Source organism: Geobacillus thermodenitrificans subsp. thermodenitrificans DSM 465 (assembly GCF_000496575.1).
Taxonomy (GTDB): domain Bacteria; phylum Bacillota; class Bacilli; order Bacillales; family Anoxybacillaceae; genus Geobacillus; species Geobacillus thermodenitrificans.
Map to the genome: position 1 here is coordinate 1 of NZ_AYKT01000002.1, position 16,399 is coordinate 16,399.

Sequence of the window (16,399 nt, forward strand, 5' to 3'; positions counted from 1 at the left end):
TCGCGGGTTCGAGTCCCGTCGGGACCGCCATCATTTCAAAGCTATGAAATAAAAAAATTACATAGGGCTCGGTAGCTCAGTCGGTAGAGCAAAGGACTGAAAATCCTTGTGTCGGCGGTTCGATTCCGTCCCGAGCCACCACTAAATAAATAGAATATAATCATCTTATGATTTATATGCCGACTTAGCTCAATTGGTAGAGCAACTGAATCGTAATCAGTAGGTTGCGGGTTCAAGTCCTGCAGTCGGCACCATTCCGTGGAGGGGTAGCGAAGTGGCTAAACGCGGCGGACTGTAAATCCGCTCCCTTTGGGTTCGGCGGTTCGAATCCGTCCCCCTCCACCATAATGAAGGGGCATAGTTTAATGGTAGAACAGAGGTCTCCAAAACCTCCGGTGTGGGTTCGATTCCTACTGCCCCTGCCATTCTGACGATCATTATGGCGGCTATGGCGAAGTGGTTAACGCACCAGATTGTGGCTCTGGCATGCGTGGGTTCGATTCCCACTAGTCGCCCTTTTGCCTTCAGTGTTGGGGTATAGCCAAGCGGTAAGGCAACGGACTTTGACTCCGTGATGCGTTGGTTCGAATCCAGCTACCCCAGCCAATCATGCGGAAGTAGTTCAGTGGTAGAACACCACCTTGCCAAGGTGGGGGTCGCGGGTTCGAGTCCCGTCTTCCGCTCTCGATCGAGGCGGCATAGCCAAGTGGTAAGGCAGAGGTCTGCAAAACCTTTACCCCCGGTTCGAATCCGGGTGCCGCCTCCACTTAATAAAAAAGTGTTGACAAGCTAATAATGATATGATATAATGTTAAATGTCGCGCCGATGTGGCGGAACTGGCAGACGCGCACGACTCAAAATCGTGTGGGATTTCTCCCGTGTGGGTTCGACTCCCACCATCGGCATCGAAAAAACAAGGACAAGGGATTTCACTTTTGTGAAATCCCTTGTTTTTTATTTACCGAATACGATTTGAGAAAAGAACATCGTGTTCGGTGAGGTGAAATGGCAGAAAAAGAGCAAGAGAGGGAAAAGAGGAGAGCGAATTCATGACGAGTGATTGCTATGATAACACAGAAATGATTTCTTACTCTAAATACTCGTCACTTAGCTCGGGATTTAAATATCTTGCCATTCCTGTTTTCACCCGTTTTAATCCAAGTTTTCGATAAAATTCTTCATTTCCAGTGGTTGAGATTAAATGTACACAAGAAACATGACTGAGCTGATCCAATAAAAACTCCATGATTTTTTTTGCTATCCCTTGCTTTTGAAAATCTCGATGGACCACAACATCATAGATTGCTGCATTAAAAACCCCATCTGAAATCGCTCTTCCAAATCCAATAATCCGACCATTGATAGTAGCCAATGCGATCACATTACTTGCTTCAAAAACTTGCTTAATGATCTTGGTTGTATGCTTTGTCCAACCGACAGAACTATACACTTCTCTCATTTCATTAAGATTGGCATGAGAAAAATCACTATGTATTTTGATGTCCATCCTATCCTCCTACTGAGTCGTTACATTAGTAAACTACTTTTATCTATTCTGCAAGTGATTCAACCATCCTTTTTTGAACATTCCCGTCTGTTCATCAAACGAGAAAATCAACAGCATCTCAGCTTCAATGATACAATCATTTTGTTTCTCTACGGCTGCGTGGTTTCATTATCGAGGGGCATCCCTATATATGGGTTTGACTCTCACGATCGACATCGAAAGTAGAGGAAAGCCTTGATGATGAACGCATTGTCGATTTTTTCTAGGAATTCATTTCATAAAAATAAAGACGTAATTTCAATGTTCTTTTAATCAAAAAATTGCATATGGTGCATTTCACTTTTGTAATAAGATAATCGGTCATTTAGCGTGCCTGTATGAAATTCGAATTTATGTCCATCCGGATCTGTAAAATAAACGGAACGTTTGTCTCTTTCATCCCTTTCTCTACCTGGAAGAATATTGACGCCCAACTCTTTCAATTTTTCCACGACATGATCAAAGTCTTCTTCCTTTACAGAGAAAGCGATATGGGTGTATGAATGCTGGATGTCGTTGCGTGGAATATCTTGTTGAACATTTAAAGCTAACCAGATTCCGTTTAAGTCAAAGTAAGCCAAATTTCTCCCTTTGACTAATAGCTTTGCTCCGAACACGTTTTGATAAAAATGAATGGATTTCTCTAGATCAGATACAGAGAACGTCAAATGATTAATCCCTCCGATTCGCAATCGTCCTACCTCCCGTCTTAATAGTTTTTCTTCGTACTTTTTATGATTACGCTAAACGATGGAACATTTTCCTGCCTGTGGGAACGATAAAATGAAGGGAAACCCAATCAGGGTTTCCCTTTTCTTTTCAACGAATGCACCCGTTAGACCATGATGATTAAAGCGGTGGATTGTCCACACCGAAATGAACCCAATCTTCTTTGGATGGACCATAAACTCCAAAAGGTTTGAGTCCCGCTTGACGCATAAGAACAGTCACTTGGCCACGATGATGAATGATGTGCTTGATTAGCCCCATTAAGATTTGAGCATTGGTTTCTTGCCTTCCGAATGCATTTTGCACTTCCTTCAACGATTCGTCTGTCCATTGTTGTTCAATGACTTTGGCCGCATAGGAACTTACCTTTTGAAAGGTTTCTGCTATTTCTTTGGCTGAAGTTGGAACGTTTTCTGCATTTTCTACTTTATCGATCTTCAACCCGAAATGGGCTAAATATTCCGGGATGTTTGTTGTAAAATGCCACACAATCCTTCCTAACGTACGACCTTCTGGGTAAACTTTTTGGTTTAACGCTTCATCGGTCAAACCATCCAAAACCTTTTGAGTTAGGCTTGCTTCCCAATTCCATTCCCTAATGAAATCTGCGACTGTGACATACATATACAATACCTCCAAACCATGGATCATGTATTTCCTCATAGCAATACTTGTTTTTTATCTGTATGGGAGCGGTTGTCGATTGACTTGAACGAGTCACAAAACACTTTACTTTTGTAGCCTTATTGGGTATTTGTTTTATAATGGATTGTAACAAATTTACTCTTCATTAATACTACAAGAAGGGATGAGCAAATGGCAAGAATTCATGCATCCACTTTCGGGAATACACCGTTTCAGAAGCGTTTAGGACATAACAAAGAAGTGATGGAGGGGTGGGCACATTTAGGAGAAGTATGGGAAAAAGACGGGCTGCTATCAGCCGAATGAAAAGAACATTAGCGCAAGGGAATGGTTGTGAATATTGCAAAGCCAAAGGAAAAACCTGAACCTCATTCATTTAATGAAAAAATCGCTGTTGCCGTAGGATTTGTGGAGGTCTTTTTAAAACAGATATCCCGGATTCTGCTTTTGACCTATTGAGGGAATCCTTTTCCGAAGGAGAAATCAGTGAGCTTTGCGCGTTTATTATCTTTACGACGGCTCAACAGTATTTTGGTGCCATAATGAAGTTAGAAGCGCCGGAAACAGGGAATGAAATCGCACTTTCTATCCAACGATCTGGAAAATCAATCTTTTTCATATCTTGACCTTTACGTGGGAGAGAGAGCCTGCGGACGCTCACTCTGCGATTTATGGTTGGCTACAAGCAGGTGAATAGTGAAACGAGGAGGGGAAATGATGCAATATACCATTACGCCAATCGCATTTGTGAGAAACAACCGCAAAGATGTCGAAGATGATTATTGGGGGAATGTGATTTCAATCATTGAATTAGTAGATGAAATCGATGATTCCGCTTTACAAGGGATCAGTGAGTTTTCGCATTTAGATATTATTTTTTATTTTGACCGAGTGACAGATGACACCATTCACTATGGAGCAAGGCATCCAAGAAATCGTAAAGAATATCCGAAGGTCGGAATTTTTGCTCAAAGGGGCAAACATCGACCGAATAAATTAGGGTTAACAACGGTTGAATTGTTAGAACATCAAGGGCGGACATTGAAAGTAAGAGGATTAGATGCCATAGATGGTACGCCGATTATTGATATTAAACCGGTTATGAAGGAGTTCTTACCTAAAGGCGAAGTAAGGCAGCCTGCTTGGTCGGTCTCATTAATGGAACGATACTGGGATTCCTGTGATTGAATGAACGACGTACTTGATTTCAGTTGATTATGGCGTAAACATAACGGGATGCTATCATAAATAAGCTTTCCTTCCATCTTGTTTATGTCACACACCCAATTCGGGAACAATAAAAAAATTGAAAAACCGTCTTATGTAAGACGGTTCTCCAAAGATTCGATGGCCAGTTTTAACGCCATTAAGCGACGCTCATTTAATGTTTTTTGCGAACTTCCTTCCTTTGCTTTGGCTATTTGTGTTTCGATCGGCGGAATGAGACCTTGTAGAACATCTTTAGAAGTCAATATGATTTCTTCGTCATAGCAAAACTCTTCCCCATACCAAGTATTTTTTAGGCTTTCTAAACCAATTTTGACTGCGTTTCGTCTTTTTTCCACAAGAGCGGTGTTTGCACCTTTTTCTGTCATGCTTTGAAAAGCATTGGAAAGCTTATGAAAAGTGGACTCTAAGGATTGAATGGACAATTCTTGGATTTCTTGGCTAACCGTCTTCATGTACAGACCTCACTTTTCGTTTTGAATCATGCAACAGTGATATTGAGTCATACAGTTCGAATTTGGTCCAATCACCATTCAACCAAATGGCAACATGATCTTATATGATATTATTTGCTTTTAACCATTCTTCCAGCAGCTTACTTCCGACGTCATAAGATAACTCATCTGTTTCGACTGTGAAAATTTTGTAACCATATTTTTCATGGAGATCATACTGATCTAATATTCTTTTCACGACTGTAGTATCCTGTTCATGATCGAGAAAAACTACCCATTGATTTGTATGCTCAAGTTTATAGGCAACTGCTTCTACATCAACATTGTTCTCATAATATCCTAAATGAAGATGCTGATTGGGATCAAATTTCACGTTGATTCACTCCTTAGTATTGATGACCATATGAAGCCATGTTTTTTATGTTAGGAGCTACTTGAGCATGTCTATAGAGGCAATTGGATGCGGCTTTTACCAAGCATTGGAGCGACTGCTGGCGCCCGAAACAACGCCGCTTCCGCGTTCATGTAGGGGGAAGCGGTGTTCGGTCTTTCCACACCTTGGTGTGACGAGCACAAGCTCGCTTCCGGCAGTCGTCTATAATGTTTGGTTACATTCAAATGAATAATTCCATTTCACTGTTTTTAAAGGTAAATCCCATTTTTGTATATAACGGCTTCCCATCTTCCGTGGCATGCAGCCAAATTCGTTTGACTCCGATTGTTTTACATTCCTCAATGCAACGTTCCAACAGCGTTCTGGCCAATCCTTTTCTCCGATACGGAGGGATCGTATACACGTTCAGTATATACGCTTCGAGTCCTTTTAGATTTTGCAAAGAAGGGGGCCGTTTGAATAAGACGATGCCACTGACACTGACTATGCGATGATTGGATAAAGCGACAAAGGAAATAAATTCATGGTTTGAAAGGGCTTCTTCTAAATATTGTTTTGTTGCGGTTGTGACAAGCGTTTCCTCTTGTTCCGACTGTATTTTTCCTAACTCCTTAAGAAATTCCAAGCGCAATCGAGTCAGATCTTCGATGTCTTGAATGGTGGCTTGGCGAATTTCAAACGGCACATTCACGTCGAGCACTCCTTTCGTTTTGCGCCAGATGGTCAAAGACTTGTGTTGACGCCAGCGTTTCTGTTTCTTTCGTTCAATAGGAAAGATGATAGAAACCTAGGTGTGGCACGAATCTGGGACCCGAGCTTGCATGGAAAGACTCTCATTCAATCAATTCCTTCTCTTTTCGACAGCAGCCTTTTGAATCCCTGCCTTGGAGGGACATTGCATCATCCTTTGAGGAGGCTAGTGACAATCGCTGCTTCTTGGTACGATTGATTTTGGAGAAGTTCAACCATTAAGGTTTATCTATTAGAAGAATGCTTTTTCAATCATCACCCTTTAGGGGAAAGATGAGATCAAGGAGGAGTTACATGAAGTTTTTTCACGATATGAATGAGGACAACGAGTATTCGGCAAGCCTTGTTTGCTACACCATATTCAACATCATCACTTTGGGAAAGATAAGGTTTTTGCGCACGAAAGTAGCGGAACAGAAAAGAAAGTTACAAGAAGCCAAAAGACTTCGTTAAAATTTTAAGATGTATGATTCGGGACCGGATCTTTTCATCATCAACGGTGATGCAGACACCGTTGATCATAGCCTGTCAGGAGCATTTGGGGAAACCGGTCCTTCTTTCCGCTCAATTGATTCCATGGTGCAGGAGCTTTGTCAGTACGTGATAAGGCCATCCACGTTGGCGGGAGGGGTAGAAGAAACGGAAAAATCGAGACAAATGCAGGCTGTTGGTGCAGCCAAACAGTGCGGTTGAAACGTTCGGCTAACAGGTGATTAGGAAACTTTTACAAAAGTATATGTTACATCCTGTTGAAATAAGTTGAAAACGAACAAATAGTAAGAAAAAAATGAAACCATATGATGGATAAAACGTATATAATAATGAAGGAATGGTTTCTAAAATATTCAAATAGGAGTGTTGACATTGAATCATAAAACTGCGGGTTTGGTTTTCGTGACAGTTGGTTTCATTTTCTTGATGCTATCATTAACTCTTACGTTGCCTACCCCTATATGGAGTGTATTGCTTGGTATAAGTATTATCTCAAACATGACAGGAACGGCAATTTTGGTGCGTTTTATAAAACAATCTCAGCGTGTATGAATCTTATTCGCTACCTTGTTTTTTAACTGCAAATCGGGATTTATTTGACAAGCACGTAGGCAGTTCTGTGGGAATTGTTTTGTGAGATTTAGAGGAACGAAAATAGATGAATGATCACTTTGTACATAAAGAAGGAGACGTTTTCAACGCTTAGTGAGAGGCATTATCAACTTCTTTATGTAAGAAAGAGGGTTCATTGGATCATGTGGTGGAAATAAATTAATCATTGTACTGAAACAAAAGCTTATTCCACCCATGAGGGATTCGCTCAATAAATAGATAACAGTAACAGAAGACAGGGAGAAATGTGATGTCAGGGATAAAAGTAGAAAAATTAAATGATAAGTTAGTGATTAGTTGGTTGCTATCAAAAATAGAAGTACCCATTTCTGATATTGTAAAAGTAACATTTGACGATACTTATGGCGGGGAGGAGAAAACAGCTATTCGAATTGGCACACCATATGGAGCAACGGATAGACTGGTCATTTTAACACATTCCAACACCTATATTTTATTTACGACAGATGCCATCTCCATTAAAAATAAAATCTTCTCATTTATAAACGAACAACTCCAACAGAAATAAAACTCCATTTCATGATAAGGGGGAGGGATTGAGTTTTAAGAAATCGTTGAAAACGATGAGATAAATGAAACAATTAAATGCATGTAGATCGTGCAAAAATGCCCTAGGGTTATTTAAATGATTCAAGTAGCGGAAGCATTACTTCAAGAAGCAGGGAGTAATGCTTTTTTTTTGTTGAAGTAGAAAGCGGTTTAGTGGGAAAACTCCCCTATATTTTTGCAAGAAAGCCGCTATTTATCATGTGCCAATATGGAAACGGAAAAGGGGCGGCCAACATGGAGCTAGAACCAGTGCGAACACCTGATGGAAAAGAAGAGGTTGTCATTCGTCTAGCTGATCCAGATGAGGCTCATCTCATCCATCAGATCACGATGGCTGCGTTCGCCGAATATGAACATGATCGTGTTCCCTCTGCAGCTTTGAACGAAACCGTCGAGTTCATTAGAGAGCGATTAGAGGACGGGGATGAACAGGCTCTTCTTTGTATTCAGAGCGGCCGGCCGATTGGAACGGTGCGGTTTCAAATGGATGAACATTCGCTTTCGTTTTTCCGTCTTGCCGCCTGTCCCAAGGAGCAGGGGAAAGGGAGAGCCAAAGCCATGTTAGCCTTTCTTGAAAGGTATGCAAAAGAAAACGGGAAGAAGGAAATATGGTGCAACGTCCGGCGGTCGGTCGCACGCAATATCCGGCTGTATCAATCGGTAGGGTATGCCCTCGTTCAAGAACAAACGGTTATCAGCGCTAATGGAGTGCCGATAAAGGTCGTGATGATGAAAAAAGAGATAACGGGCGTGGAAGCATGAGAGGAAGAGATGTGTTCCGTTGAGGCGGGAATTGGGGGGACAACGGTTGTTCATCGGTCGAACCGTCTTCTAAAGCGAAAGAAAGGGCGGGGATGCATTCGTTGTTCGCCCATATCGTTCCACATCGAAAAATAGCGAAAGTGAATGGAATGGACGGTGCAGGAGATGGCGACCGAAGCCTCCGTTATTTGAATGGATGAGGCCGGGAAGGCGTCTAGCGCTTCCCGGCCGATGAAGGAGCGGTTATTTGCGCACGGCGTGGAGGTAATGAGTATGTTCAAACGCCGTTAGGTCATCATTGCGATTGGAGAAAAATTGTGTTTGGATTTGTTGTGGCGATACGTGTTCGAAAATCAGGAGATGGTCGTACTGCAGCTGTTGTTCCAATTCCTTGATTGAATACGCCGCTTTCATCGGCTCACCGCTTTGTTGGGCAAGAGCAAGCGTGTTTTGCACCCGCTTGACGGGGGAGGTAAACAGCTGCTCATCCGCAAAATCAAACACGATGGAGCTGCCTTCTGTCATCAATGGAGCGAGTTGGTGCAAAAGGCGATAGAAGTGCTCTTTTTCCAGATAATACGAGACGCCAAGCAGACTGAATACGGTTTTTTCACTTGGGCGAAAGCCGGCTGCGAGCAATCGGGGGGCTACGTCATCTTTGGTAAAATCAGCGGCGACCAGTTGCAAGCAGTTCGGCATCTTCCAGTTGGCCATGTGGATGCGTTCGCGCTTGAATTGCTGCGTGTTGGGGTGGTCGACTTCGAATATCGTCAGGCCGCTGTTTGGATGGCGGAAGGCGAACGTATCCAGCCCTGCTCCTAAAATGACATATTGCGTCGCGCCAAGTCGCTTTTCGTGGTGGATGATCCGTTCGATATAGGCAGCGCGAGCGATTGGAGTCGGAGCGAGCTGCGTTTGGACGATCCATTTCACTTTCTCTTCGTCCGATGAGAACGCATCAAGCCGCTCGGGGGCAAAAAATCCCAAGCCGTTGGCGAGAAAGGTTTGGATTTGTTTGTATTCTTCGTCTGTGATCAGCTGTCTGGCCATATCGTCACGAAAAATGACAGGCGTGTCGTGTTCCGTATGATAGGCGCGGACGAAACAGGACATCAATGCGGTCATGCTCGGTTCATTTGGTTTCATCGCAATGGCTCCTTTGCGAGACTATTGAAAATCATCTTCTGGCCGTAGGCGAAAAACTGCTCTTTCGTCTTGCTGAGTGTCGGCAGCAAAAACGCTCCTTTTGTTTCGACAAGGTCAAACAGCGCATGTAGTTGTGCAGAAAACACGTACACGGTCATCATGACGTCCGCCGTTTCGCGGACAACGCCTTCTGCGATGCCTTGCTCAATCCAGCGGGCGAGGGCGTCATTGATGGCCGTTCCTAAAGAGAAAATGGTTTCCATGGTTGGCGTTACTGTCTCAAGCGCTTTCGGTTGAAACTGATGGACGGCGCGCGCCGAAACGGGACAATGTTCGTAGTAAGCGCGCATCGCTTTACAAATGTGTTCGTACTTAGCCAAAAACGGCTGCTCGGCTTGCACGATGTCGGTTAGGCGATCACGCAACTGTTCGAGACCATTCGCGACGATGTAGTACAAAATCTCCTCCTTTGTGTCAAAGTAGCGGTACACCGTGCGGCGGCTGTATCCCGACGCTGCGCAAATGTCGCTGATTGACGTGCCGTCAAACCCGCGTTCGAGAAACAACCGCTCAGCGGCTTGGGCAATCGTTTGTTTGTGCACAGCAGCAATATGTTCTTTCATAGTGGATACCCCTAGTATCAAAAGTATACTATGAGTATACTTTTTGTTTTTCTGTTCGTCAAGTGGTTGCTTTATTGACAAACGGGCCATCCAAACAATGGCGGATGATGAAAGGATTAGGGTGGTGGTTCGTAGAGCATACCGAAAATGGATGTTTCGACTTTCATCCGGCGAATCACTAAGAATATATCGGGGCTTTTGGTGAAGGTACAAGGGTTTGACGGCAATACACGAACCATGAGAAAGAAGAGATTTTCTTTTGCGTGCAGGATATGGCCCTCGTGCTTACGAATCTATACGGATGAACATCAAGCAAGGAGGATAGCCATGGGGAGCATTCAACCAAGGCGGTTGATGACGGCAAGCGGCCGGCCGATTGTCGTACGGACGGCATCACCTGAGGATGCCGAGCGTGTCGTTGCGTTTGTGAAGGCGGTGGCGGCGGAAGCGCCGTATTTGCTGACGACGGAGGCAGAAGTGGTGACTACGAGCGAGCGGCAAAAACAATGGCTGCAACAAATTATGGATGATCCGGGAAAGTTGGCGATTGTCGCCGAGCATGACGGGGAAATAATCGGGCTTTTAGATTTTCATAACGGCCATAAGCAGCGAACCAGACACCAAGGGTCCTTCGGCATGAGCGTGAAAAGCGATTTTCGGGGCCAAGGGGTCGGCAAGGCGCTACTTGCGGCGCTTCTTGATTGGGCAACGGAACATCCGTTCATTGAGAAAGTGTGCCTCGAGGTTGTGGCTGACAATACGAATGCGCTTCGCTTGTATCAAACGTTTGGGTTTGTCGAAGAAGGGGTGAAGAAAAACGCCGTCAAAATCGATGACAACACGTACTGGGATTTGATCGTGATGGCCCGCTTTGTCAAATAGGTTTGGCGGGGAGTGTGTTGAAGTGGATGGGTGTCCACTTCATTTTTTTCTATTTCGAAAATATCGCTTTTTTTGATTGACGATGAAAGGCAGATCTTTTACTGTAATTTTGAAAGGACAGTGAAAGAAAGCTGTTTTTGTTGAGCGAGCGGTCATGGCAGGAAAAAAAGATTTTCGCTTTGGGAAGGAATGCTGTCCAACCGGGCGCTCTCCATCACCGGCTTTTTCGAAGGCCGGTGGAAATCGGGGGATCTTGGAATCATGGGTTTTGGAAAACAACCCGCTTTTGTCACTGTATCGGTGGTGAAGCTACCAACCTTTTGTGACATTGCACGAAAACGGTGCTGCGGTCCGTGGACGACCGTTTGCTAGCTTGGTCAGGGGGGAGACGTGTGTTAGGCATTACAAGCTATGGGATGTATTTGCTGGCGTCGATTTTGATGCATGCCACTCCGGGAGTGGATACGATGTATATTATGGGGCGCAGTGTGGCGCAAGGGAGAAAAGCGGGCGTGTATTCGGTGTTGGGCATTTCGACAGGAGTGTTCGTTCATACGCTGCTTGCTGCGTTTGGCTTAGCCGTGATTTTGCAGCAGTCGGTTGTCTTATTTACGGCTGTGAAAATCGCTGGTGCGGCGTATTTGGTGTATCTTGGCATCAAAATGATGCGGCAGCCGGCGCCGCCAGCGCTGGAGTCTGAGGAATTGGCGCCGACGAAGCTGAAAAAGATTTATTGGCAAGGCGTGACGACCAATGTGATGAATCCGAAAGTGGCGTTGTTTTTCCTTTCCTTTTTGCCGCAATTCATTCAAACGGATCAGCCATACGGCCCGCTTCCGTTTTTGTTGCTTGGTTTGTCGTTCGTTGTGACGAGCACGATGTGGGGGCTTGGCGTCGTCTATGTTGCTGCGCTAGCAACGAAACGGGTGCGCCAAAACGCCAAAATGGCGCTTCTCATCAATCGATTGACGGGGATTGTGTTTGTTGGGCTTGGTGTGAAGCTGTTGCAGACGAAAGCATGATGAGCGGGCTTGCCAAAACAGCCCGCTCGCTTTGTTTGCCCCCTACGACCGCTCGCTGAAGGCGATTTGGATGCCGATGACGGCAAAGAGGACGCCTTTTAGCCAATGGATCCGCCGAGCGATTCGTTCGTTCGACAACAGCCAATGGCGCAGTTTTTCCGCACCGATGCTCACTAAGGTGAAGACAACGAGCGCTTGAGCGAGAAAGATGACGCCTAACACCAGCATTTGCCGCGGGATTTGGCCCGCTGACGGATGGACGAATTGTGGCAATAGCGCCAAAAAGAAGAGGGACACTTTCGGATTGAGCACGTTCATAAAAATGCCTTTTTTGTACAGTGACATCAAGGCTAGCCGCTCTTGACGCTCGAGCGCCAAGCCGGCGTCTTTTTCGTTGAACGCTTGCCATGCCAAGTAAAGCAAATAAGCGGCGCCTGCGTATTTGACGATGGCAAACGCCAAGGCCGATTGGTAAATGACGGCCGAGACGCCGAGCACCGCCGCACTAATATGGACGACAAGCCCTGTACAAAGCCCGAGCGCGGTGGCGATACCCGCGTTTTTGCCTTGAGATAGGCTTTGGGCGATGACGAATAAAATATCTGGGCCTGGGGCGAGCGTCAGCACAACAGCGACACTTAAAAACGATAAAGCTGTATCCATTTCCATCGAACACACCTCTTTGGTTGTTGATCATGACGATGATTCCTAAGGTTCGCCATGCTCCCGTTGAATTCCTTTTTTCTCGCTAAAAATGGATTCATTTCCCTTCCTGTTTGACAAACACACTAGGCTCGCTTGAAAATAAAGGTGTGGCCATGGTTTGCGAGAGGTGAGGCGTATGGATTCGCGGCTTGTTTCAGCCATCAGCCAAGTGGTGAACGAATTGTTTCCCGTTGAAGCATCGCTTGCCATTTCGGATGACCGGCGGTACATTTACTACCAGCCGAGCAGACAAATTGATTTGAAAATCCGTCCAGGGGATGAAATTAAGCCGGATTCGGTGACATACAAAGCGTTGGTAATCCGCCGGAAGATTGAGGAACAAAAGGATAGCCGGGTGTTTGGCGTTCCGTATTTCGGCGTGTCGGTTCCGATTTTAGAAGACGGCGTGCCAAAAGGGTGTGTGACCGCTGTCTGGCCGAAAAGGCCGCTTCTAGCGACATCGTATTTGACTGTACGGACGATGGATCGGTGGATTCCGATTCCGTTTGAAGCGGTTGTGTATTTGGAGGCGCAAAACCGAAAGACATTTGTGAAAGCGATGCATGCCGAAGGGTATCATAAATACAATTTGACCGAATTGGAGTTTTCGCTTCCCGGCCATCGGTTTGTCCGCTGTCATCGGTCGTATATTGTCAATGTCGATTCTATCGCGGAAATTCACCCGGATTCACACTCCACGTTTTTGCTTGTGATGAAAGATGGCTCCAAAGTGCCTGTCAGCCAAACGTATGCGAGCCATTTTCGAAGATTGCTCGGCTTTTGATGAAACCGCCGATACGGGCGGCTATTTTTTTGGTAACGAGACAGGTTGTCAAAGATCGCTGCGTCGTGGCCATGTTGATTCTCGAAACCTTCAAACATCCTCATGTCTAGATGAGAGAAAGGTTTTTTGTCATTAAACCGCCATCGTTTTAGGCGCAAATTGAGCAAGGCGCTCGTCACCATAGAATGAATTTTTCTGTGTTATGTAGGAAAAATGCTGCTTGAATGCAAAAGAAAGCCCTTTTACTCCCATTCGAATGATTTTCCCCTTGCCGGTCGCTATAATGAGAGAAAAAAGAAAAAGGGGGAAGTCGCTGTGGAGCAACGCATTTTCGAACGGATCGGCCATCGAGCGTTGAGGGAGAGGATTGTGACAGCGGAAACAGCGGCCTCGTGGATTCATGACGGCATGACGCTTGGATTAAGCGGTTTTACCCGTGCAGGTGATGCCAAAGCGGTGCCGATGGCACTCATAGAGAAAGCGAAGCAGCAGCCGCTGAAAGTTGACGTCTATACAGGGGCTTCGCTCGGTTCGGATATTGATAAGCTGATGGCGGAAGCGGGGATTATTCAGAAACGGTTACCGTTTCAAGCTGACGCGACGATGCGCCGGAAAATCAATGAAAGGGAGCTGCTGTTTGTTGACCAGCATTTGTCGCATACGGCGGAGCTGGTCCGTTCGGATGTATTGAAACCAATTGATTACGCGATTGTGGAGGCGGTTTCGATCACCGAAGACGGAATGATCATCCCAACGACTTCTGTCGGCAATTCGTCCGTTTTTGTTAACAAAGCAAGAAGAGTGATCATTGAATTAAACATGGCTCAGCCGAAAGCGCTGTATGGGTTTCATGACATTTATGAAGTTGGCAAGCAAGGAGAGCGCGCCCCGATTCCGCTGACCAAAGTGGATGAACGGATTGGAACGATTGGCATTCCGGTAGACATCGCCAAAATCGCCGGCATTGTCATTACGAGCCAAACGGATTCGCCATCAACCATTGTACCGCCTGATCAGGAAACGGCGGCGATCGCCAATCATTTAATCGATTTTCTTCGCGCCGAAGTGGCAGCGGGACGGTTGTCGGAGCGGTTGGCACCGATTCAAGCGGGAATCGGTTCGGTCGCGAATGCGGTTCTTTACGGCTTATTAGATTCTGAATTTTATGACTTGGAAGTGTATTCCGAAGTATTGCAGGACGCCATGTTCGATTTGATTGATGCAGGGAAGGTACGGTTCGCTTCCGGTTGTTCGATGACGTTGTCAGAAAGCAAGATGGAACAAGTGTATACAAATTTGGAAGCGTATCAAGGAAAACTCGTTTTGCGACCGCAAGAGATTTCAAACCACCCGGAAATCATCCGTCGTCTCGGTCTCATTTCGATCAATACGGCACTTGAAGCCGACATTTACGGAAATGTCAACTCGACGCACGTCCGCGGCACCCAGATGATGAACGGGATCGGCGGCTCGGGTGACTTTGCGCGCCATGCGCGTCTGACGATTTTTGTTACGAAATCAAGTGCTAAGCAAGGGGCGATTTCGAGCATCGTTCCGTTCGTATCGCATGTGGACCATACCGAGCATGATGTCGACGTAATTATCACCGAGTACGGATACGCCGACTTGCGCGGGCTGGCTCCTGTGGAACGCGCTCCGTTGATCATTGAACGTTGCGCCCATCCGGACTACCGCCAGCCGCTGCGCGATTACTTCAACGAAGCGCTTAAGCGCGGCGGCCATACGCCGCACGTCTTGGAAAAAGCGCTCTCGTGGCATATTCGTTATGAGCAATACGGAACGATGCGGGAAGAACAATATGAGCTGCAACGGTAAAACCGTACAAGGTAAACGAAGGAGGGCTTTTTCATCTGCTTTGCCTTGTGTGAGATCGAAAGAGCAACGGCTGATCCAAAGGAGGATCCTGAGCTTCAAGAGCAAGAAGAGATTATCTAATGGAAATGTTGTACTTGTGTATAAATGATGAAAAGGATGCCCCATTTCCTTTGAGACACCCTCCTTACGTTTTTGACCGCCCGTGCCAGTTTGATATGGGCGGTCTTTATGGTTGTGACGCCTTTCTTTTCTCTAAAAACGCTTTGCCATAGCTGCCGTGGTCATGAAGTATGGCGTGTTCCACTTGAATGGTGGCGTGCTCGATGCCGTATTTTTCCTTCAGCATTTCATTCACCGCCAAAATGACACAAAGCGGCTGGATGTGCTCATTGACAAACACATGGGCCGACAGCGAATAATGGTCGGTCGAGATGGCCCATAAATGCATGTCATGCACGTCTTCGACCCCTTCGATGTTCCGTATATCGGCGCGGATTTGTTCGAGGTCGAATTCATCCGGCACGGCTTCCATCAGAATGAGATACGATTCGCGCATAATTTTCGCCCCGCCGGTGAAAATGATGGCGGCGATCACGAGACTGATGATCGGGTCGAAAATCGTCCAACCGGTGAAATAAATGAGCAGCGCTGAGATGATGACGCCGATGGAGCTGATTAAGTCGCCGATAAAGTGCCAAAGGGCGCTTTGGACGTTTAAATTATCTTCTTCTTTTGTGCTCCGGCTTAAGACGATGGTCAACGTTAAGTTGACGATAAGACCGATCGCGGCAATGCCGAGCATGAGGCGAAACTGGATCGGTTCTGGATGAAGAAACCGCTCAATGCCTTCCCATAAAATCCACACCGCAATGACTGCCAACGTCAATCCATTTAAAAACGATGCAATGATTTCAAACCGCAAAAACCCGAACGTAAAGCGGCGGTTTGGCGGGCGTGTCGCCATGTAAAGGGCGACCATGCTCAGGCCGAGCGCTAAGACATCGGAAGCCATATGGGCCGAATCGGACAACAAAGCGAGCGAGTTCGAGAGCACCCCACCGATGATTTCAACAACCGTGAAAAAGACGGTGAGCACGAGTGTAATCCAAAGCGCCTTTTTCGACTGGGTTTGTGTTTTCACGTGTGGAAGATGATGAAAATCGTATGCTCCAGGAGACATAATACACCTCTTTTTTATAATAATTATTAATTTATATC

Annotated in this window: 17 protein-coding genes, 9 tRNA genes and 1 pseudogene; 17 read left to right on the top strand and 10 right to left on the bottom strand. The window is 45.8% G+C overall.

Annotated features, from left to right (window positions below; genetic code table 11):
* Positions 1 to 65 precede the first annotated feature (65 nt).
* The 9 genes from DSM465_RS0102355 (at position 66) to DSM465_RS0102395 (ending at position 906) form a co-directional block, all read left to right on the top strand.
* A tRNA-Phe gene (locus DSM465_RS0102355) sits at positions 66 to 141 on the top strand.
* Positions 142 to 178: 37 nt separating this feature from the next.
* Positions 179 to 254, top strand: a tRNA-Thr gene (locus DSM465_RS0102360).
* A 6-nt stretch (positions 255 to 260) separates the two neighbouring features.
* A tRNA-Tyr gene (locus tag DSM465_RS0102365) sits at positions 261 to 345 on the top strand.
* A gap of 6 nt (positions 346 to 351) precedes the next feature.
* Positions 352 to 425 (top strand) — tRNA-Trp (locus DSM465_RS0102370).
* Positions 426 to 442: 17 nt separating this feature from the next.
* Positions 443 to 515 (top strand) — tRNA-His (locus DSM465_RS0102375).
* A gap of 16 nt (positions 516 to 531) precedes the next feature.
* Positions 532 to 606, top strand: a tRNA-Gln gene (locus DSM465_RS0102380).
* A gap of 5 nt (positions 607 to 611) precedes the next feature.
* Positions 612 to 683, top strand: a tRNA-Gly gene (locus DSM465_RS0102385).
* Positions 684 to 692: 9 nt separating this feature from the next.
* Positions 693 to 766, top strand: a tRNA-Cys gene (locus tag DSM465_RS0102390).
* A 56-nt stretch (positions 767 to 822) separates the two neighbouring features.
* Positions 823 to 906, top strand: a tRNA-Leu gene (locus tag DSM465_RS0102395).
* A 182-nt stretch (positions 907 to 1,088) separates the two neighbouring features.
* On the opposite strand, the gene DSM465_RS0102400 is transcribed toward DSM465_RS0102395, so the two are convergent.
* The 3 genes from DSM465_RS0102400 to DSM465_RS0102410 all read right to left on the bottom strand — a co-directional run bounded on the left by DSM465_RS0102400 (position 1,089) and on the right by DSM465_RS0102410 (position 2,900).
* Entirely contained in the window at positions 1,089 to 1,508 is a 420-nt protein-coding gene (locus DSM465_RS0102400; protein WP_008881006.1) for a GNAT family N-acetyltransferase, read from the bottom strand.
* 308 nt (positions 1,509 to 1,816) lie between these two features.
* Entirely contained in the window at positions 1,817 to 2,239 is a 423-nt protein-coding gene (fosB, locus tag DSM465_RS0102405; protein ID WP_008881005.1) for a metallothiol transferase FosB, read from the bottom strand.
* Between the two features lie 157 nt (positions 2,240 to 2,396).
* Positions 2,397 to 2,900, bottom strand: a complete 504-nt coding sequence (locus tag DSM465_RS0102410) for a DinB family protein (RefSeq protein WP_029760538.1) — start codon at positions 2,898 to 2,900, stop codon at positions 2,397 to 2,399.
* Positions 2,901 to 3,092: 192 nt separating this feature from the next.
* Between DSM465_RS0102410 and DSM465_RS18115 the strand changes: the two are divergent.
* Both DSM465_RS18115 and tsaA read left to right on the top strand, forming a co-directional pair.
* Positions 3,093 to 3,547: pseudogene (locus tag DSM465_RS18115) on the top strand (carboxymuconolactone decarboxylase family protein).
* Between the two features lie 91 nt (positions 3,548 to 3,638).
* Positions 3,639 to 4,109: a tRNA (N6-threonylcarbamoyladenosine(37)-N6)-methyltransferase TrmO gene (gene tsaA, locus DSM465_RS0102420; RefSeq protein WP_008881002.1), complete on the top strand. Its 471-nt coding sequence runs from the start codon at positions 3,639 to 3,641 to the stop codon at positions 4,107 to 4,109.
* 131 nt (positions 4,110 to 4,240) lie between these two features.
* Here tsaA and DSM465_RS0102425 read toward each other — a convergent pair whose 3' ends face one another.
* The 3 genes from DSM465_RS0102425 to DSM465_RS0102435 all read right to left on the bottom strand — a co-directional run bounded on the left by DSM465_RS0102425 (position 4,241) and on the right by DSM465_RS0102435 (position 5,688).
* A complete protein-coding gene (locus DSM465_RS0102425) occupies positions 4,241 to 4,603 on the bottom strand; it encodes a hypothetical protein (protein ID WP_008881001.1) in 363 nt (120 codons plus the stop codon).
* 100 nt (positions 4,604 to 4,703) lie between these two features.
* Positions 4,704 to 4,976, bottom strand: a complete 273-nt coding sequence (locus DSM465_RS0102430; protein ID WP_029760539.1) for a DUF3986 family protein — start codon at positions 4,974 to 4,976, stop codon at positions 4,704 to 4,706.
* A 241-nt stretch (positions 4,977 to 5,217) separates the two neighbouring features.
* Positions 5,218 to 5,688, bottom strand: coding sequence for a GNAT family N-acetyltransferase (locus DSM465_RS0102435; protein ID WP_008880998.1), 471 nt, complete (start codon positions 5,686 to 5,688; stop codon positions 5,218 to 5,220).
* Positions 5,689 to 7,101: 1,413 nt separating this feature from the next.
* Between DSM465_RS0102435 and DSM465_RS0102450 the strand changes: the two genes are divergently transcribed.
* Together DSM465_RS0102450 and DSM465_RS0102455 are read left to right on the top strand one after the other, a co-directional pair.
* Positions 7,102 to 7,380 (top strand): SunI/YnzG family protein, encoded by a 279-nt coding sequence (locus DSM465_RS0102450; protein ID WP_008880996.1) that lies wholly within the window; start codon positions 7,102 to 7,104, stop codon positions 7,378 to 7,380.
* Between the two features lie 275 nt (positions 7,381 to 7,655).
* Positions 7,656 to 8,183, top strand: a complete 528-nt coding sequence (locus tag DSM465_RS0102455; RefSeq protein WP_051358511.1) for a GNAT family N-acetyltransferase — start codon at positions 7,656 to 7,658, stop codon at positions 8,181 to 8,183.
* 243 nt (positions 8,184 to 8,426) lie between these two features.
* Here the strand turns inward: DSM465_RS0102455 and DSM465_RS0102460 are convergent, their stop codons facing one another.
* Positions 8,427 to 9,329 carry a class I SAM-dependent methyltransferase gene (locus tag DSM465_RS0102460; RefSeq protein ID WP_029760542.1) on the bottom strand — a complete coding sequence of 301 codons (903 nt, stop codon included), beginning with the start codon at positions 9,327 to 9,329 and terminating at the stop codon, positions 8,427 to 8,429.
* Positions 9,326 to 9,952, bottom strand: a complete 627-nt coding sequence (locus DSM465_RS0102465; RefSeq protein ID WP_029760543.1) for a TetR/AcrR family transcriptional regulator — start codon at positions 9,950 to 9,952, stop codon at positions 9,326 to 9,328. The genes DSM465_RS0102460 and DSM465_RS0102465 overlap by 4 nt, the downstream gene beginning before the upstream one ends.
* Positions 9,953 to 10,279: 327 nt before the next feature.
* Here DSM465_RS0102465 and DSM465_RS0102470 point away from each other — a divergent pair, with 327 nt between their 5' ends.
* Complete coding sequence (locus tag DSM465_RS0102470; RefSeq protein WP_008880991.1) at positions 10,280 to 10,834, top strand: GNAT family N-acetyltransferase; 555 nt, start codon at positions 10,280 to 10,282, stop codon at positions 10,832 to 10,834.
* 392 nt (positions 10,835 to 11,226) lie between these two features.
* On the top strand, positions 11,227 to 11,856 hold the full coding sequence (locus DSM465_RS0102475) for a LysE family translocator (protein ID WP_029760545.1): 630 nt from the start codon (positions 11,227 to 11,229) through the stop codon (positions 11,854 to 11,856).
* A 42-nt stretch (positions 11,857 to 11,898) separates the two neighbouring features.
* Here the strand turns inward: DSM465_RS0102475 and DSM465_RS0102480 are convergent, their stop codons facing one another.
* Positions 11,899 to 12,525 (bottom strand): LysE family translocator, encoded by a 627-nt coding sequence (locus tag DSM465_RS0102480; protein WP_029760546.1) that lies wholly within the window; start codon positions 12,523 to 12,525, stop codon positions 11,899 to 11,901.
* A gap of 172 nt (positions 12,526 to 12,697) precedes the next feature.
* Between DSM465_RS0102480 and DSM465_RS0102485 the strand changes: the two genes are divergently transcribed.
* Both DSM465_RS0102485 and DSM465_RS0102495 read left to right on the top strand, forming a co-directional pair.
* Positions 12,698 to 13,345 (top strand): LytTR family DNA-binding domain-containing protein, encoded by a 648-nt coding sequence (locus DSM465_RS0102485; protein ID WP_008880987.1) that lies wholly within the window; start codon positions 12,698 to 12,700, stop codon positions 13,343 to 13,345.
* Between the two features lie 315 nt (positions 13,346 to 13,660).
* A complete protein-coding gene (locus DSM465_RS0102495; protein ID WP_008880986.1) occupies positions 13,661 to 15,181 on the top strand; it encodes an acetyl-CoA hydrolase/transferase family protein in 1,521 nt (506 codons plus the stop codon).
* Between the two features lie 226 nt (positions 15,182 to 15,407).
* On the opposite strand, the gene DSM465_RS0102500 is transcribed toward DSM465_RS0102495, so the two are convergent.
* Positions 15,408 to 16,361, bottom strand: coding sequence for a cation diffusion facilitator family transporter (locus tag DSM465_RS0102500; protein WP_011888030.1), 954 nt, complete (start codon positions 16,359 to 16,361; stop codon positions 15,408 to 15,410).
* Positions 16,362 to 16,399: the final 38 nt, after the last annotated feature.

Excerpts from the sequence above, each read along its gene's own strand:
- DSM465_RS0102400 (WP_008881006.1), bottom strand. The coding sequence starts at position 1,508 with ATGGACATCAAAATACATAGTGATTTTTCTCATGCCAATCTTAATGAA.
- DSM465_RS0102410 (WP_029760538.1), bottom strand. The coding sequence starts at position 2,900 with ATGTATGTCACAGTCGCAGATTTCATTAGGGAATGGAATTGGGAAGCA.
- tsaA (WP_008881002.1), top strand. The coding sequence starts at position 3,639 with ATGCAATATACCATTACGCCAATCGCATTTGTGAGAAACAACCGCAAA.
- DSM465_RS0102425 (WP_008881001.1), bottom strand. The coding sequence starts at position 4,603 with ATGAAGACGGTTAGCCAAGAAATCCAAGAATTGTCCATTCAATCCTTA.
- DSM465_RS0102450 (WP_008880996.1), top strand. The coding sequence starts at position 7,102 with ATGTCAGGGATAAAAGTAGAAAAATTAAATGATAAGTTAGTGATTAGT.
- DSM465_RS0102455 (WP_051358511.1), top strand. The coding sequence starts at position 7,656 with ATGGAGCTAGAACCAGTGCGAACACCTGATGGAAAAGAAGAGGTTGTC.
- DSM465_RS0102460 (WP_029760542.1), bottom strand. The coding sequence starts at position 9,329 with ATGAAACCAAATGAACCGAGCATGACCGCATTGATGTCCTGTTTCGTC.
- DSM465_RS0102465 (WP_029760543.1), bottom strand. The coding sequence starts at position 9,952 with ATGAAAGAACATATTGCTGCTGTGCACAAACAAACGATTGCCCAAGCC.
- DSM465_RS0102470 (WP_008880991.1), top strand. The coding sequence starts at position 10,280 with ATGGGGAGCATTCAACCAAGGCGGTTGATGACGGCAAGCGGCCGGCCG.
- DSM465_RS0102480 (WP_029760546.1), bottom strand. The coding sequence starts at position 12,525 with ATGGAAATGGATACAGCTTTATCGTTTTTAAGTGTCGCTGTTGTGCTG.
- DSM465_RS0102485 (WP_008880987.1), top strand. The coding sequence starts at position 12,698 with ATGGATTCGCGGCTTGTTTCAGCCATCAGCCAAGTGGTGAACGAATTG.
- DSM465_RS0102500 (WP_011888030.1), bottom strand. The coding sequence starts at position 16,361 with ATGTCTCCTGGAGCATACGATTTTCATCATCTTCCACACGTGAAAACA.